This window comes from Pedobacter folensis, from assembly GCF_056490665.1.
Map to the genome: position 1 here is coordinate 106965 of NZ_JBWJIF010000005.1, position 18290 is coordinate 125254.

Sequence of the window (18290 nt, forward strand, 5' to 3'; positions counted from 1 at the left end):
TTTAGCCTTCAACCTTTTTTATTATCTTTGCCCCGCTTTAAACGCCGTTTGCAACGGTATCAACAGCGTTATGAAAAAATATCAGACACTACTTTACTATTGCTATAGTTACATAGCAGATGCAGAACAATTTGCTGCCGATCATCTTAAATTTTGTAAATCGTTAGACCTGGTTGGACGTATTATCGTTGCCGATGAAGGATTAAACGGAACGGTTTCCGGAACCGTTGAGTCTTGCGATGCTTATATGAAAGCGGTACACGCCGATGAAAGATTTGCAAAAACAGAATTTAAAATAGACGAGGTTGAAGAGCCTTCTTTCCTGAAGATGCATTGCCGTTATAAATCGGAAATCGTACATTCTGGTTTAAGGGATACCTCAATCATTAATCCGAATGAAAAAACAGGCAAACATTTAGAACCTGTAGATTTCATGAAAATGAAGGATGATGAGGATGTAATTATCCTTGATGTGCGTTCTAATTATGAGCATAATTTAGGTAAATTTAAAAATGCAGTAACGCTTGATATTGAAAATTTCCGCGATTTTCCTGAGCAGATTAATCAACTTGCCCAATACAAAGACAAGAAAATATTAACCTATTGTACCGGAGGGATTAAGTGCGAAAAGGCTTCTGCTTTGCTTTTACACCATGGTTTTAATGATGTTTATCAATTACACGGTGGCATTATTAAATACGGAAAAGAAGCTGGTGGTAAAGACTTTGAAGGCAAATGTTATGTTTTCGACAACCGCATTGCAGTTGATGTAAATGAGGTAAATCCTACTATTGTTTCGGTTTGCTATAACTGTGGTAAAACTACCCCAAAAATGATTAATTGCGCCAATCCGGAGTGTAATGAGCACATTACCCAATGCGACGACTGTGGCGATCAGCTTCAGGGTTGCTGCTCAACAGCATGCACCACTAACCCACGCAAGCGCCCGTACGATGGTACTGGTTATTATGTAAAGGTTCCGCAGCCTGTTGCTGTGAAGGCGTAAAGAAATTAAAGTTACTATAAATATAATCCTCTTTTCAAGAGAATTTATCTTTCAACGGATCAAACGGACTGACAAGGGGTTATTACAGACGTGATAACTCCTTGAAATCGTGACATTTTGGTATCGTCACCCTGAATTCATTTCAGGGCCTACCTTGCAGGAAAGATGCTGAAATAAATTCAGCATGACGATCGCATTAGGCAATGAAGTATTAGCCACTCTTAGCCATGAACTGTAACATGAACCACTTACCTAAGCAATTTGGCAATCAACCATGAACTAAAAGCCATTAACGCCAGGACAACGGTTAAACACTCGCCTGTATTAAACAATTTTTCATTTACTTTGTGTAATAATGGCTTTACCCGGTTACCATTTTATGCTAAACTACTTCAGGCTGCTAATACTGCTATGCTGCTTCGCTATAAATACCTATGCATCAGAAATTAAAAGCATAGGCGTTCCCTATATAGAAAATTATCCAAAATCTGTTTATTCATCCGGTAACCAGAACTGGAGCATAGCAAAAGATAAAAATGGCGTAATGTACTTTGGCAATGCCGAAGGATTATTAACTTTCGATGGGCGTTACTGGCAGAAATACCAGATGCCGAACAGGCAGATCGTGAGATCAGTTGCTACAGACAACAAAGGCAGGATTTACACAGGAAGTTTTGGCGAGTTCGGCTACTGGTCCATTAAGAACAACAAACTAAGCTACAGCTCACTTACCAATTTACTACCAAAAGGCGTCAAAATCAATGATGAAGTTTGGAAAATTTATGTTGACCAGAATCGGGTAATTTTCCAATCCTTTTCGAAGATTTTTATCTACAAAAACAACAAAATCGAGGTCATAAAATCGCCGTCCTCATTTCTTTTCCTTCATAAGGTAAACAGCAGGTATATTATTGAGGTGCTCGAAAAAGGTTTATTTGAGCTTGTTGGTAACCAATTAATCCATATCCCAAACAGCGAAAAGCTGGGCAAAGAGGGCATATTGTCTATTCTCCCTTATAAAACCAATGGCCTGATCATCGGTACAAGTAAAAACGGGCTATTTACATATGATGGAAAAGATTTCAGTCCCTTAAATACGAGCGCCAACAACTATCTTAAAACCTATCAGCTCAACAACGGTGTGAGTTTACTGGGCAAATATTTTGCATATGGTACCATCCTTAATGGTTTGATTATTATTGATGAAAATGGAAAAGTTGTTCAACGCATCAATAAATCCAGTGGTTTACAAAACAACACTGTTTTAAGTTTATATGCCGATAATGAGCAAAATCTTTGGGCAGGGCTGGATAACGGGATCGACCGGATAGAACTTAATTCACCCTTATATTTTTATTTCGATAAAACAGGTCAGTTTGGAACTGTGTATTCCAGTATTATCTTCAACAATAAAATTTATCTGGGCACCAATCAGGGCTTGTTTTATAGCCAATGGTCGCCAGATAATCTCCTACCCTTTAATTTTCAGTTAATCCCCAACTCACAAGGCCAGGTATGGGAACTAACCATTATCGATAATGAGTTAATATGTGGTCACAACAGCGGTACATTTAAAGTAAATGGCGATAAAATTGACTGGCTATCGAGATCTTCAGGTGGCTGGACCATTAAAAAGTTAAATTCAAATCCAAATTACCTTATTCAGGGCACCTATACAGGGCTTTCGCTATATACAGAATCTTCGGCTTCGGGATTAAAATTTGCTACTAAGATTGCAGGTTTTGATGCCCCATCAAGATATGTGGAACAAGATAACAAAGGAGACATCTGGGTGGCACATGCCTACAAAGGTTTATATAAGCTTAGCTTAAGTGCCAATTATGCAAGGGTAACCAGCACTAAATACTTCGACGAAAAAAACGGGCTTCCCGGCAACTACAACATTAATATATTCAACCTAGAGAACAAGATTGTTTTTTCTTCTGATGCCGGTTTTTATACCTACGATGAGCTAAGTGATAAATTTACCAAATACGAAGCCCTCAATAAAGAGCTTGGTTCTTTTGAGTCTTCCAATAAGATTATTAATGCAGGGGGTAAAAAATACTGGTTTATCAATCATGGCAAAACTGCTTTGGTTAATTTTAGCGAACCAGGCAAGGTAGAAATAGATTCAAATCAGTTTAGCATTTTAGATGGCCGGATGGTTCAATATTATGAGAATATAAGCCGCATCAGCAATTCTATTTACCTGATTAGTGTTGATGATGGTTTTGTGATCTATAACCCAACAGCCAGGCTTAATGCACAAAAGCAAAAACTTCCTGCAGTCTTGATCAGACGGGTAGAGGATATTACGGATAAGTTTTCACTCATCAGCGAAGCGGGTAATGGCGAGGAATCAACAGAGATCCAAAACAGCCGTAACAATATCCGTATTTCCTATGCACTACCTTATTACCGGCAGGCTAAGGTTAAATATCAGTTTTATTTAGAAGGTTATTCGAGGGCATGGTCTGACTGGACTTATGCCACTGAGAAAGATTTCACCAACTTAAGTGCAGGCAACTATATTTTTAAAGTAAGGGCAAAAACAGACGACAGCTCAGTAAGTGAGGAAGCCGTTTACACATTTACCATTTTACGCCCCTGGTATTTAAACAACTGGGCCATTTTGTGCTATGCCATCTTATTTGTGGTTGTATTGATTCTGGGCAAGAAAATTTATGAAAGAAAACTCCGCAGGGATAGTCAAAAAATCAGCGACCGTTTACAGGCGGAGCAGGAAGAGATATTACGACAGGAAACTGAAACCAACGAGAAACAGATCATCAAACTCCAAACGGAGAAATTACAGGCCGAATTAGCCTCGAAAAACAGAGAACTGGCCAATTCAGCCATGACCCTTGTTTATAAAAACGAACTACTCCAAAAACTGAGTGATGAGATCACTAAATTAAAAGACGAAAACGGAAAAAAACTTTCCGATGATCAGACACGCAAAATCCAGAAAGTGATCAATGATGGCATGAACGATGAACGTGACTGGCATTTGTTTGAAAACAGTTTTAATGAGGCGCACGAGAGTTTCTTTAAAAAGTTAAAAGCACAACATCCAGATCTTGTTCCGAACGATTTAAAACTCTGTGCCTACCTCAGGATGAACATGAGCAGTAAGGAAATGTCGTCACTGCTGAACATCAGTCTAAGGGGTGTAGAAATACGCCGGTATCGCCTACGCAAAAAGCTCGAGGTACCTCACGACAAAAACTTAACTGAGTTTTTGATGGAGCTTTAATCTTAGCGCTATAATCAAATTCAGCGATCAAAAATTACTTCGCTAAGCCTCGGGAACGTTTGCATAAAAAACAGTTTTTGAGTCTTTTTCTGGCTATCTTACCAAATCGGCACTACATCATTACCTCTCATGGCTGGTTTCTTAGCCCCACAAAACACTTAGTGTTAGTTATACACTTGTGCATGTGTTAATGTTATGTTAAAATCTAAAAAAACTGCGTTTTTAGCCTAAAATGGCATCTGGTTTATTTCGTTGAGATACCCCATCGCACCCTTTGATGTATTAATGTAGAGGTAAAAACACTTGCACATCAACAAAAACAACCTCACATTTAACTAACAATTAAACTAAATTAATAATAAAGCATGAAAAGAATCTTTACAAGAATTTCTGTTCTCGCTGCATTTTGTTTGCTAACAATTAACGTAGCACTAGCGCAAAACATTACTGTAAAAGGTAAGGTAATTGATGGAGGTGATAAGACACCTCTACCAGGCGTAACTATCTTAGTTAAAGGAACACAAAATGGCACGCAAACAGATGTGAACGGCAACTACTCTATAAGCGTGCCGGGTAACGCCACATTGGTATTTAACTTTGTAGGTTATACAGCACTTGAGCAAGCTGTAAACAATCAAACTACCCTGAATGTATCATTAGTTTCATCAACACAACAACTAGAGCAGGTTGTGGTTGTAGGTTATGGTACGCAACGTAAAATTGATGTCACAGGATCAGTAGCTACAGTTAAAGGTGAAGACATTGCAAAACAAGCCTCCACCAATGCGGTAAGCGCATTACAGGGAAAAGTTGCGGGTGTAAATATTACCAACAACGGTGCGCCAGGCTCTTCTCCAAAAATCACCATTCGTGGTACCGGATCTATTTATGGCAATACAGGTGTATTGTATGTGGTAGACGGCGTTTGGTATGATGAAGTTAGCTTTCTAAATCCAAGTGATATTGAAAATTTAAGTATCCTGAAAGATGCTTCTTCTCAATCTATCTATGGTATCCGTGCGGCAAATGGTGTTGTGTTAATCACCACCAAAAAAGGCAAATCAGGTGATCCGGTAATCAATTACAACGGATCTATTGGCTATCGCGTGGTTACCAATCAATTGGCTATGGCTAACGCAACAGAGTATGCTACTATAATAAATGAGTTATCTGCAATTAATGGTGCGCCCAACCTTTTCGCCAACCCATCTAGTTTTGGTGAGGGTACGAACTGGTATAACCAGGCATTTAGAAACGCGTTACAAACCAATCATCAGGTATCTATCAATGGTGGCAGTGAAAAAAACACTTACAACTTTTCTTTAGGTTATACCGGTGAAGATGGAATTGTTAAAACACAAAACTATAAACGTTATACCGCTAAATTTTCTAACGACATCCAGGTATTAAAGCCTTTAAAAATTGGTTATACCATTTCGGCAACAGCATCAAACTCTGATGATGTTAACGGTTCTATTTTCCGCCAGTTATATGCAGCCGGACCAGTAGTTCCTGTTTATTATGCTGATGGTACCTACGGTGATGCGAATGATTTTAGTTTAGGTGGAGGAAATAATTTTAACCCTCAGGTAACTTTAGATTATTTTAATCAAAAATCTAAGAATTATCGTTTCAATGGTAATTTTTATGCAGAGTTAAATTTTGCTAAGCATTTTACTTTTAAAACAAGCATAGGTGGAGATTTTGGCCAGGCCGAAGTTCGCGCCTATAATCCTGTTTATAAAGCAACGCAAGGACAAAGAAACGATAAGAGTTTATTGGAAATTAAAAGAACTGAGGATAGAAACTGGATTTTAGAAAACACCTTAACCTATAAAAACACTTTCGGTGATCATAACCTAACTATTTTGGCAGGTCAAACGGCTCAGCGCAGAAAAAATTACTATATTAATTCATCAGCGCTTAATGTTCCCTATTCAAGCGAGGGTGATTTATACTTAGCGCTTGGTAATGCTGCGGATAGATCAGTAATTGATGGTGGTAGTTTAACCACCTACTCTTCTTATTTTGGCAGGGCAAATTACGCATTCAAAGACCGTTATCTTTTAAATGCAACCATACGTGCTGATGCTGCATCGCAATTTTATGGTGGAGGTGATCTTTGGGGTTATTTCCCATCAGTGGGTGCTGGCTGGGTAATTTCTAATGAGGATTTTATGAAAGATCAAAAAATCTTCAATAGCTTAAAACTTAAAGGATCATGGGGAAAAGTGGGTAATGCCGGCGTTCCTGTAAACCCAACAACACTTGTAGTAAAACAAGATGGGGCTTATGTAGTCGTGTTTAATGGCGTTGCTTATACGGGTGCAAATGTGAGCTCACTGGTACCCTCTTTCCTAAATTGGGAACGTACTACGGGCACGGATGTTGGCTTAGAAGCAAGTTTCTTAAATAACAGATTAAATGTAGAAACTGGTTTTTACAACAAAAAAACAGAACAGGCAATTTTTGAAATCCCTATTTTATCTTCAATTGGTACATCTTCTGGCAAGCAGATTGGTAACCAGGCTGATTTACAAAATCGTGGCTTTGAGTTTATGGCTACCTGGAGAGATCAGACTAAAAGCGGTTTTTCATATTCTATCAGCGGTAACGTTGGCTTAAATAACAATAAAGTTTTATCAGTTGTTACCGGCTTAAATCCTATTTATGCAGGTGGTGCAGGTCTTTCTAACGGGGGCTTGGCAACACGCACTATACAAGGCGGTGCAATAGGAGAATTTTTTGGCTATAAAGTAGACGGGATATTTCAAACTCCTGCAGAAGTTGCCGCATCAGCTCAAAAAACAGCAAAACCTGGCGACTTTAAATACGTGGATCAAAACAATGATGGTGTAATTGATGGCAAAGACAGAATTGTATTAGGTAATCCTAATCCTAAATACAATTATGGTTTAAGCTCTACATTTGGCTACAAAAACTTCGATTTAACAATTGATATACAAGGTGTTGCCGGCGTTGATGTTTATAACGCCAATATTGGATCGCGTTTCGGAAATGAAAATTTCAGTAAAGATTTTTACGATAACAGATGGCATGGAGCAGGTACATCAAACACTTACCCTTCTGCAGCAGTTGGTTCAACTTTTAATTCAGCGCCAAACTCTTTCTATGTTGAAGATGGATCATATATCCGTATCAGAAATATCCAATTGGGTTATTCTTTACCATCAACCTTAATGAATAAGTGGACAATGAAAAAAGTAAGAGTTTTTGTTGATGCACAAAATCCTGTAACCTTATTTGGATATAAAGGTTTTACACCGGAAATCGGTGGTACGCCAACAAACGCTGGTATCGATGCAAGTGTGTATCCATTATCAGCAGTTTACAGATTAGGTGTTAATGTTACTTTTTAATATCAAATAGCGATGAAAATAAATTATAAAAATACATATATACAAAAGTTCGGGATCGTAGTAATCTGCTCCTCACTTTTAATAATACCTGCTTGTAAGAAAAGCTTTTTAGATGTTGATCCGCAAGCACAGCAACCTGCAGTGGTTTTCTGGAAAGATGCCAGTGATGCTGCAAAAGCGGTTAATTCTATGTATGCACAGCTTAGAACCTGGGGAAATACGGCTTTCCCTGCTTTGGCACTCGAAAGTATGGGTTCAGACGAAGCAGAAAAAGGTAGTGCAGCAAATGATTCTGACTATTTAAATGCCTACGATAATTTTACAGTAACGTCAACAGAAGGGCAAATGGGCGGATTTTGGGAAGCACAATACCAAAACATTAATCTTTGTAACCAGGTACTTGATAACGTTCCGGGAATAAATATGGATGCCAGCTTAAAAGCCCGTTATTTAGCAGAGGCCAAATTTATCAGAGCCTATTCTTATTTTAGATTAGTTCGTGCTTTTGGCGATGTACCTTTACGTTTAAACGTACCAAAAACACCAGCCGAATTTAATATTCCAAGAACGCCTAAAGCCCAGGTATGGACTGCGATCGAAAAAGATCTGGATGAAGCTGCCGCAGTTCTGCCTCAAACCTATCCAGCTGCTGATCTCGGCAGAGCAACCAAAGGCGCAGCACTTGCGCTCCATGCAAAAGTTGCGATGTATCAGCAAAAATGGGATCAGGTACTTTCTTTTACAAATACGGTACTTACATTGGGTTACGATTTATATCCTAATTATCAGGAAGGATTCAGAACTAACCACGAGAACAATATCGAATCAGTATTTGAAATACAGTGTGAACTTTTACTGAATAATAAAGATGCTTCTAACTCTCAGTATAGCCAGGTACAAGGTGTACGGGGAAGTGTTGCCGGTTGGGGTTTTAATGTACCTACTTCGGCTTTAGCAGCAGCTTACGAAGCTGGTGATCCCCGTAGAGATGCAACAATAATTTTTAGAGGAGAAACTACGCCACAAGGTGATGCCATTAGTCCTACCGGAGATAATCCAATGTATAATCAAAAATCATATGTACCATTTAGTTTAATCGTAAGCGGCTATACAGAAGGCTCACAACAAAATGTTAGGGTAATAAGATTTGCGGATGTATTGTTAATGAATGCAGAAGCTGCAAACGAACAAGGAAATCCAACTTTAGCTAAAACATCATTAAACCGTGTACGTGCCCGTGCACGTGGCGGAGTTACCGGTATTTTACCAGATGTAACAACTTCTGATAAAGATGCTTTGCGCCAGGCAATTTGGAAAGAAAGACAAGTAGAACTAGCCATGGAGTCTGATCGGTATTTTGATGTCATTCGCCAAGGTCGTGGAGCAGCTATATTTGGCCCTAAAGGCTGGAAAGCAGGCAAAAACGAAGTTTGGGCAATACCCGCAAATGAAATTGATAAAAGTGCAGGAACTTTAACTCAAAATCCAGGTTACTAACCGCTAATTTTTACGAAAATGAAAACACAATATTTTTTATTATTGACGGTTGTAACCCTGGTGTTATCATCGTGCCAAAAAGACTTTGATCCAACAACCTATGCCCCACCCTTAAATATCAATGGCTACACCAGTTCAAAACAAATTGCTACTTCAAACCTGGTGGCGCATTGGGCATTTGATGGCACTTTAATCGATAGCGTATCGAATACGGCCGGCACCAATACTGGAACCAGTTTCGGTACCGGTGTTAAAGGCAGATCGCTGCAAGGCGCATTAAACGGCTACGTAACATCCAACACCCCGGCCGCAGTACAAAATTTAAAAAGTTTTACACTGACTTGCTGGTTTAACATGCCCCTTAATGATAAAGGAATTGTTGGACTGGTTGATGTTGCAAAATCATCTGACTTTTGGGGAAACCTAACGTTGTTTATGGAAAATAACGGAGATGCTACAACAGGCAGATTGGTGGCCCGTAGTTATACAGGCGTGGTAAACAATGGTGGTGACAATTTTTTAAAGCTTGTTGACCCATGGAATAAATGGAATCAAATAGCCTACACCTATGACGCTACCACTTCAACTTATAAAGTATATTTTAACGGTTCTAAAATCGGAGAAAAGGTTGTGGCAAACTTAGGTCAGCTAACGTTTCAAGATGCTTCTAAAATGGTTTTTGGTACCGTCCAGTTTCAAACAACACCTAGTTTAACTACTTCTACAGGCAAGCAGGATTGGGCAAGTTACCTAACCGGTCAAATAGATGAAGTTAAAATTTTTAACAAGGCGCTTACTGATGTTGAAATTGGTTCATTATCTAAACTAGAAGGTAGGGGTAAATAAATCTCCACAACCTATAGGCACAATAAAAAGGGCTGCCAAACGGCAGCCCTTTTCAACTACGCTACTATGAACAATAAATATTTTTATATTTTAATCTTATCAATTGTTTTTTTTGCATGCAAAAAAAGCGATACACCTTCCCCTATTGATCCGCCCGTTACACCAAGTTCATTTTCCTTTAGTGATTTAAAGGTAAACGATACTTATAGTGGCTTTACATATTATGGTTTAAATAATAGCCCAATTATTAAAATCACATTTTCAGCACCAATTAATACCACTTCGGTTAGTGGTAATGTTACCCTTACTGATGCTGCCGGAAATTCAGCCGCATTCACTTCCAAATTAGAGAACAACGATAATACAGTTGTAATTACGCTGTCGGCGCTGCAACCTATTACAAAATATATTTTAAATATTAATACCGGCCTGTTATCGAAATCCGGGAACAAGCTACTTTCGGCCATCACTGTAAATCTGATCACGGCTGTTGACGATACCGACAAATTTGCCCGCATCAGCGACGATGATCTATTAACTTTAGTTCAAAAACAAACATTTAAATATTTCTGGGATTTCGGCCACCCTATAAGCGGCCTGGCAAGAGAAAGAAATACATCAGGTAATACCGTAACCTCAGGAGGCTCAGGATTTGGAATTATGGCACTGGTAACGGGCATCAGCCGTAATTTTATCAGCAGGGCCGATGGATTGGCAAGGATACAAAAAATGGTATCTTTCTTAAAAACCGCTGATCGTTTTCATGGGGCTTACCCGCATTGGCTGGATGGAAACACAGGAAAAGTAATCCCTTTCAGTACCAAAGACAATGGCGGCGACCTGGTTGAAACTTCCTTTTTAATGGCGGGTTTAATTACTGCCCGGCAATATTTTAACGGAACTGATGCTGCAGAAACGGCATTAAGAGCCGATATTAATGCCATTTACAGCGGCGTAGAATGGAATTGGTATAGAAAAGACAACAGCAATACCCTTTATTGGCATTGGAGTCCAAATTACAACTGGGACATGAACTTACCGATTAAAGGTTGGAATGAATGTTTAATTACTTATGTAATGGCTGCAGCTTCACCTACCTCCTCCATCCCGAAAACCGTTTACGATAATGGCTGGGCTCAAAACGGAGGGATGAAAAATGGCAATACTTATTATGGCCTTCAGCTTCCATTAGGGGTAGCCAACGGTGGTCCGCTTTTCTTTTCACATTATTCTTTCTTAGGTATTAATCCAATAGGTTTAAATGATGCCTACGCCAATTACGAAACACAGACCAAAGCCCATACTTTAATCAATTATAATTATTGTAAAGCCAATCCACTTAGCAACTATGGTTACAGCGAAAACTGCTGGGGCTTAACTGCAAGCGATATTCCAAACGGATACACCGCCAGCGCTCCGGGTAATGATGTGGGGGTAATTGCGCCAACGGCAGCTTTATCATCTTTTCCGTATGCACCAACCGAATCAATGCAGGCACTAAAGTATTTTTATTATAAACTGGGCAATAAAACCTGGGGAGAATATGGGTTTTACGATGCTTTTTCTTTAAAAGACCAATGGTTTGCATCCTCTACACTAGCGATAGATCAAGGGCCGATCGTAGTCATGATCGAAAATTATAGAACTAAGCTCATCTGGAACTTATTTATGTCAGCTCCCGAAGTTAAAGCAGGCATGAAAAATCTTGGCTTTAGTGGTCCCAACCTTTAACATCATACAGCAAAATGAAATTTATATCCCGAAACTTCCTTTTATTATCATTTACCCTTTTCACGCTGTCATCATGTGCGCAGCATGAAACCTCTTCCTATCATCCCGATCTCAGCATCAGGAAAAATCTTTCCGATATAGAACTATTAGATCTGGTTCAAAAACAAACGTTCCAGTATTTTTGGGATGGAGCCGAACCCATTTCAGGAGCGGGTAGAGAGCGTTTCCATGTGGATAATGTATATCCTGAAAATGACAAAAACACAGTGGCTACCGGAGCAACGGGCTTTGGACTAATGGCTATTTTAAGCGGGATTGACAGGGGTTATGTGACCAAAAAAGATGGATTAGACCGTTTAAATAAAATACTGGATTTTTTAACCAAAGCCGATCGCTTTCATGGGGCATGGCCGCATTGGATAAATGGCGAAACCGCTAAAGTACGTCCGTTTGGGCGAAAAGATAATGGAGGCGATCTTGTCGAAACTTCTTTCGTTGCACAGGCTTTAATCTGCATCAACGAATATTATAAAAATGGAACCGAACCCGAAAAAGCATTGGCAAAAAAAGCCGATGAACTTTGGAAAGGTATCGATTTTAACTGGTACCGCAACGGACAAAATGTGTTGTATTGGCACTGGTCGCCAGAGTACAATTGGGAAATGAACTTTCCTGTTAAAGGCTATAACGAATGTTTAATCATGTATGTTATGGCCGCCTCATCCCCTACGCACAGCATTCCCGCCGAGGTTTATCATGAGGGTTGGGCAAGAGGAGGCGCAATTAAAGCAGATTTTGATCTATATGGTCATCACATTCCTTTAGATTATCAAGGTGCAAAAAATTCTGTGGGTCCTTTATTTTGGGCACATTATTCCTATTTAGGCTTAAACCCAAAAGGCTTAAAAGACCGCTATGCTGATTATTGGGAAAACAATGTCAATCAAACACTGGCCATTCACGATTACTGTGTAGCCAATCCAAAGAAATTTAAAGGTTATGGCGAAAATAACTGGGGCTTAACTGCCAGTTATTCGGTAAAAGGTTATGCCGCGCACAGCCTTCAGGAAGATTTTGGGGTAATCTCTCCCACTGCTGCCATATCATCTATCCCATACACCCCAAAAGAATCGATGAAGGTCATCAGACACCTTTACGAAAACCTGGGCGATAAAGTGTGGGGCAAATACGGTTTTTATGATGCCTTTTCAGCGCAGGACAATTGGTATCCAAAAAGATATTTGGGGATCGATCAGGGGCCGATGGTGGTGATGATCGAAAATTACAGATCAGGGCTGCTGTGGAAATTATTTATGGGAAATAAAGATGTTCAGAGCGGGTTAAACAAATTAGGTTTCGACCATCCAGCTTTAAAAAAATAAAATGAGAAAGTTAATTACATTAATATTTTTGGTCTGCACGGTTTCCGCTTTTGCACAGAAACAAAAAACCTACTGCAATCCAATTAATGTTGATTATGGATACACACCCTTCGAATCTTTTACCGAATGGGGCAAACACCGGGCAACGGCCGATCCGGTGATTGTAAATTATAAGGGCGATTTCTACCTTTTCAGTACCAACCAGTGGGGTTATTGGCATAGTGCCGATATGCTGAACTGGAAATTCCACGAAAGAAAATTTCTTCGTCCATGGAACAAAACAAAAGATGAACTCTGTGCACCAGGAGTAGGCATTGTTGGCGATACCATGGTGGTTTTCGGCAGCACCTATACTAAAAACTTCACCTTATGGGGAAGTACCGATCCCAAAGGGAACAAATGGTTTCCATTGGTAGATTCGTTAGAAATTGGCGGCTGGGATCCATCCTTTTTTACCGATGATGATGGCAAATTTTACATGTACAATGGGAGCAGCAACAACTACCCCATGTACGGCGTAGAATTAGACCGCAAAACTTTTCAACCTAAAGGCACGCGCACGCCTATGTACCTGCTTCAGAGCTGGCGTTATGGCTGGCAGCGTTTTGGTGAATATATGGACGATACTTTTCTCGATCCTTTTGCCGAAGGCGCATGGATGACCAAACATAATGGCAAATATTACTTTCAATACGGCGCACCGGGAACCGAATTTAGCGGTTACGCCGATGGTGTGGTGGTTGGAAGCAAACCTTTATTTTACGATAGCCCATCTGTACCACAATCTGATCCTTTAAGTTATAAAGGCGGTGGATTTTCTCGCGGTGCAGGTCATGGCGCTACCTTTCAGGATAACAGCAAAAACTACTGGCACATTTCTACCAGCATTATTTGTGTAAAAAATACCTGGGAGCGCAGAATGGGTATCTGGCCTACGGGTTTTGATAAAGATGATGTGATGTGGACGAATACTGCCTTTGGCGATTACCCACTCTATTTACCTGCCGAAAGGAAAGAAGGTGGGCCAGCGGGTCCAGGCTGGATGCTCATCAATTATAAAAAGCCGGTAACTGTTTCTTCTACATTAGGCAGCTTTAATGCCAATAATGCCGTTGATGAAAGCATTAAAACCTACTGGAGCGCCAAAACTGCAAACAACGGAGAATGGATCCAGACTGATCTGGGTAGCCTGGCTACCGTTAATGCCATCCAGATTAATTATGCCGATCAGGATGCCGAATTTATTGGTAAACAAACGGGCATTTATCATCAATACAAAATCCTGTCCTCAACCGACGGAAAAAAATGGACTACTCTTGTTGATAAAAGCCAGAACAAAACCGATGTACCACATGATTATATCGAGCTCCAAAAGCCAGTTAAAACCAGGTTTATCAAAATGGTCAACATCCACATGCCTACAGGTAAATTCGCCATTAGCGGATTACGTGTTTTCGGAAACGGAAATGGTGAAAAACCAACAAAAGTTAATAACCTGATTGTACTGCGGACAGAAAAAGATAAACGCAGTGCCTACATCAAATGGCAACCCGTTGATCGGGCATTTGCCTATAATCTTTATTACGGTACAGCACCAGATAAATTGTACAACTGCATCATGATCCACGATTTTAACGAGTATTGGTTCAAAGCAATGGATAGCCAAAAAGCATACTATTTTGCTATTGAAGCAATAAATGAAAATGGCGTATCGGCAAAAACCGAAGTGAAGAAAGTTGATTAATAAAATAGCGCACGCTCGTTTGTAACGAGTGTGAAAATAACCAATCGCTTAAAGCGATTAACATCTAACCCGATGAAATCGTAAAGTGATTAGGCACTCACTGGAAACGATTGCCAGCATTTAATAAAAGAATAAAATACACACATAATGAAGAGAGCGAATATCCTGGTTGTTTTTTTAACCCTGCTTGTACTGAACGGATCAGCACAAACCAAAAAACCTGTTTCGACAGAAGAGGCAAAGATGAATACTTTCATCAGCAACCTCATGGCGAAAATGACTGTTGATGAAAAAATTGGTCAGCTGAACCTGCCTAGTTCTGGCGATATCACGACCGGACAAGCCAACAGCAGCGACATTTCTAAAAAAATCAGAGATGGACAGGTAGGTGGATTATTTAACATCAAAGGTGTAGATAAGATAAAGGCAGTTCAAAAAATTGCAGTAGAAAACAGCCGCATGAAAATTCCTTTACTTTTTGGAATGGATGTGATCCACGGTTACAATACGGTTTTTCCAATTCCATTGGGCATGAGCTGTGTATGGGACATGAATACCGTACAAAAATCGGCCAGGGTTGCCGCAATAGAAGCCAGTGCAAGTGGTATCAACTGGACCTTCTCTCCTATGGTTGATATTTCGAGAGATCCACGCTGGGGCCGCATTTCAGAAGGAAGTGGCGAAGATGCTTATTTAGGTTCGCAAATTGCTGCCGCCATGGTAAAAGGTTATCAAGGAAAACTCCAGGCCAATAACGAAATTTTAGCCTGCGTAAAACACTATGCGCTTTACGGTGCAGCCGAGGCCGGTAGAGATTACAATACCACCGACATGAGCAAAGTGCGCATGTACAACGAATATTTTCCACCTTACAAAGCCGCTGTTGATGCTGGTGCAGCCAGCATTATGGCCTCTTTCAATGAGGTTGATGGCATCCCTGCAACTGGTAGCAAATGGTTAATGACCGATGTTTTACGCAATCAATGGGGTTTTAAAGGCTTTGTCGTAACCGATTATACCGGTATTCCTGAAATGATTGCACACGGCATGGGCGATTTACAAACGGTTTCTGCCCTGGCTCTAAATGCAGGCATTGATATGGATATGGTAGGCGAAGGCTTTCTGGGTACGCTAAAAAAATCATTGGCAGAGAAAAAAGTTGGCATCACACAGATAGACAGGGCTTGCCGGTTAGTACTTCAGGCCAAATATAAATTGGGTTTATTTGCTGATCCTTATAAGTTCTGTAACACAGAAAGAGCAGAAAAAGAGGTTTTTAGTCCAGCCAATCGTCAGGTTGCACGCGAAATTGCAGCAGAAAGTTTTGTGTTATTAAAAAACAACAATAATGTACTTCCGTTAAAAAAATCAGGTACAATCGGTTTAATTGGCCCTTTGGCAGATAACACGGCCAACATGTATGGTACCTGGAGTGTTGCTGCGCTTTTTGATCAATCGGTAACAGTACTTCAAGGTTTAAAAAATGTGATTGGAGATAAGGCGAAGATTTTAACCGCACGCGGGGCTAATTTTTTAGCAGATTCTACCATGGAACACCGTTATGTAAACATCCACAACCCTACCTACAAACGCGACCCACGCACAGAAGCTGAAATGATTAAAGAAGCTTTAGAAGTGGCCAAAAAATCGGATGTGATTGTAGCTACCATTGGTGAGGGTTCTGAGTTTACAGGCGAAAGTAGCAGTGTTACCGACATCCAGATTCCCGAAACACAGAAAAACCTGTTAAAAGCTTTGGCTAAAACAGGCAAGCCAGTGGTATTGGTATTGTTTACGGGCCGTCCCTTAGCCTTGAACTGGGAACAGGAAAATATCCCGGCTATTTTAAATGTATGGTTCCCCGGTAGTGAAGCAGGAAATGCAATTGCTGATGTACTTTTTGGTGATGTAAATCCTTCTGGCAAATTGAGTACCACTTTCCCTCAGAACGTGGGTCAGGTACCACTATACTATGCACATAAAAATACCGGTCGCCCCTTGGCTGAAGGCAAATGGTTCGAAAAATTCCGTTCCAACTATTTAGATGTCAGCAATGATCCATTATATCCATTCGGTTTTGGTTTAAGCTATACCTCATTTAATTACAGTGATGTTAAACTGAGCGCAAATACATTAAGCAAAGGAAAATCGATCACGGCATCGGTTACGTTAAGCAATACAGGGAAATATGAGGGTAAAGAGGTTGTTCAATTATACATTCAGGATCTTGTTGGAAGCATTACCCGCCCGGTTAAAGAGCTAAAAGGTTTCCAGAAAATTAATCTAAAGGCCGGAGAAAGTAAAACCGTCACTTTCAATATTTCCGAAAACGATCTTAAATTTTACAATGCTGATTTAAAATTCGTTGCAGAACCCGGCGATTTTAAAGTATTTATAGGAACAAATTCACGCGATGTAAAAGAAACATCTTTTACGCTGAAATAAAGGCAATTAGGTTTGGTTATAAACCCTGTGCTATTGTAAAATAGCCAGGGTTTTCTATTTTTGTTAAATGAAACCTTCATAATTGATCAAAAAACACAGGGTAATAACAAATGATGATCGCTTCATTACCATTAAAACAATCTTAAACAGATGAAAAAGATTATTCTAACTATCTGCATTCTTTTTTCTGTACTCTTTTTAAACGCTCAAGACTTAAAAAAATACGACAAGGGAAGCTACATCAAAGGAAAGGACTCTATTTACTACAGAATTCTGTTTCCTGAGAATTTTAATCCCGATCAAAAATATCCAATCATCTTCTTTCTCCATGGAAGTGGCGAAAGAGGGAATGATAATGCCAGTCAGCTCGTACACGGTGGAAAATTGTTTTTAAAAAATGACCTACGCAAAAATTTCCCTGCTATTGTGGTTTTCCCACAATGCCCATCAAACGATTTTTGGGCAAATGCCAATTTTGAGAGAGATGCCAAAGGCAAAAGAAGAATCAGTTTTGTAGAGGGTGGCAAACCAACCAAAATTATGCATGCGCTGCAGGGAATGGTTAAAAACTTCCTTAATAAACCCTATGTTAATAAAAAACAGGTATATGTAGGTGGTTTATCGATGGGCGCAATGGGTACCTACGAATTGTTAAGAAGGGAACGCCGTAAATTTGCCGCAGCCATTGCCATTTGTGGTGGAGACAATACCAACAACATTAAAAAATACCAGAAAATACCCTTATGGATTTTTCATGGTGCAAAAGATGATGTTGTTGATCCGGCTTTTTCTATTGCCATTGCTGAACGTTTGAAAACGGTTGGCGATGAAGTGAAGTTTACCCTGTATCCAAATGCCAACCACAATAGCTGGGACAGCGCCTTTGCCGAACCGGAGTTGTTAAGCTGGTTGTTTTCGCATAAGAAATAATAGAACGGTCCGTCATACTGAACTTGTTTCAGTATCTATCTGGCTAGACCCTGAAATAAACTCAGGGTGA

10 protein-coding genes are annotated in these 18290 nt (G+C 39.8%); all 10 read left to right on the top strand.

Annotated elements, in window-relative coordinates:
• The first annotated feature begins 70 nt into the window (after positions 1–70).
• The 10 genes from trhO to AC04QZ_RS23120 all read left to right on the top strand — a co-directional run bounded on the left by trhO (position 71) and on the right by AC04QZ_RS23120 (position 18220).
• Entirely contained in the window at positions 71–1006 is a 936-nt protein-coding gene (gene trhO, locus AC04QZ_RS23075) for an oxygen-dependent tRNA uridine(34) hydroxylase TrhO (protein WP_478359631.1), read from the top strand.
• Between the two features lie 355 nt (positions 1007–1361).
• A complete protein-coding gene (locus AC04QZ_RS23080) occupies positions 1362–4265 on the top strand; it encodes a ligand-binding sensor domain-containing protein (protein WP_478359632.1) in 2904 nt (967 codons plus the stop codon).
• Positions 4266–4630: 365 nt separating this feature from the next.
• Complete coding sequence (locus AC04QZ_RS23085) at positions 4631–7645, top strand: SusC/RagA family TonB-linked outer membrane protein (RefSeq protein ID WP_478359633.1); 3015 nt, start codon at positions 4631–4633, stop codon at positions 7643–7645.
• Between the two features lie 12 nt (positions 7646–7657).
• Positions 7658–9142 carry a RagB/SusD family nutrient uptake outer membrane protein gene (locus AC04QZ_RS23090; RefSeq protein ID WP_478359634.1) on the top strand — a complete coding sequence of 495 codons (1485 nt, stop codon included), beginning with the start codon at positions 7658–7660 and terminating at the stop codon, positions 9140–9142.
• 18 nt (positions 9143–9160) lie between these two features.
• A complete protein-coding gene (locus tag AC04QZ_RS23095; RefSeq protein WP_478359635.1) occupies positions 9161–9988 on the top strand; it encodes a LamG-like jellyroll fold domain-containing protein in 828 nt (275 codons plus the stop codon).
• A gap of 66 nt (positions 9989–10054) precedes the next feature.
• Entirely contained in the window at positions 10055–11719 is a 1665-nt protein-coding gene (locus tag AC04QZ_RS23100) for a glucoamylase family protein (protein ID WP_478359636.1), read from the top strand.
• A 14-nt stretch (positions 11720–11733) separates the two neighbouring features.
• Entirely contained in the window at positions 11734–13101 is a 1368-nt protein-coding gene (locus AC04QZ_RS23105; RefSeq protein ID WP_478359637.1) for a glucoamylase family protein, read from the top strand.
• A gap of 1 nt (position 13102) precedes the next feature.
• Positions 13103–14845, top strand: a complete 1743-nt coding sequence (locus tag AC04QZ_RS23110; protein ID WP_478359638.1) for a discoidin domain-containing protein — start codon at positions 13103–13105, stop codon at positions 14843–14845.
• Between the two features lie 147 nt (positions 14846–14992).
• On the top strand, positions 14993–17290 hold the full coding sequence (gene bglX / locus AC04QZ_RS23115) for a beta-glucosidase BglX (RefSeq protein ID WP_478359639.1): 2298 nt from the start codon (positions 14993–14995) through the stop codon (positions 17288–17290).
• A gap of 150 nt (positions 17291–17440) precedes the next feature.
• Positions 17441–18220, top strand: coding sequence for a carboxylesterase family protein (locus AC04QZ_RS23120; protein ID WP_086547483.1), 780 nt, complete (start codon positions 17441–17443; stop codon positions 18218–18220).
• Positions 18221–18290 lie beyond the last annotated feature (70 nt).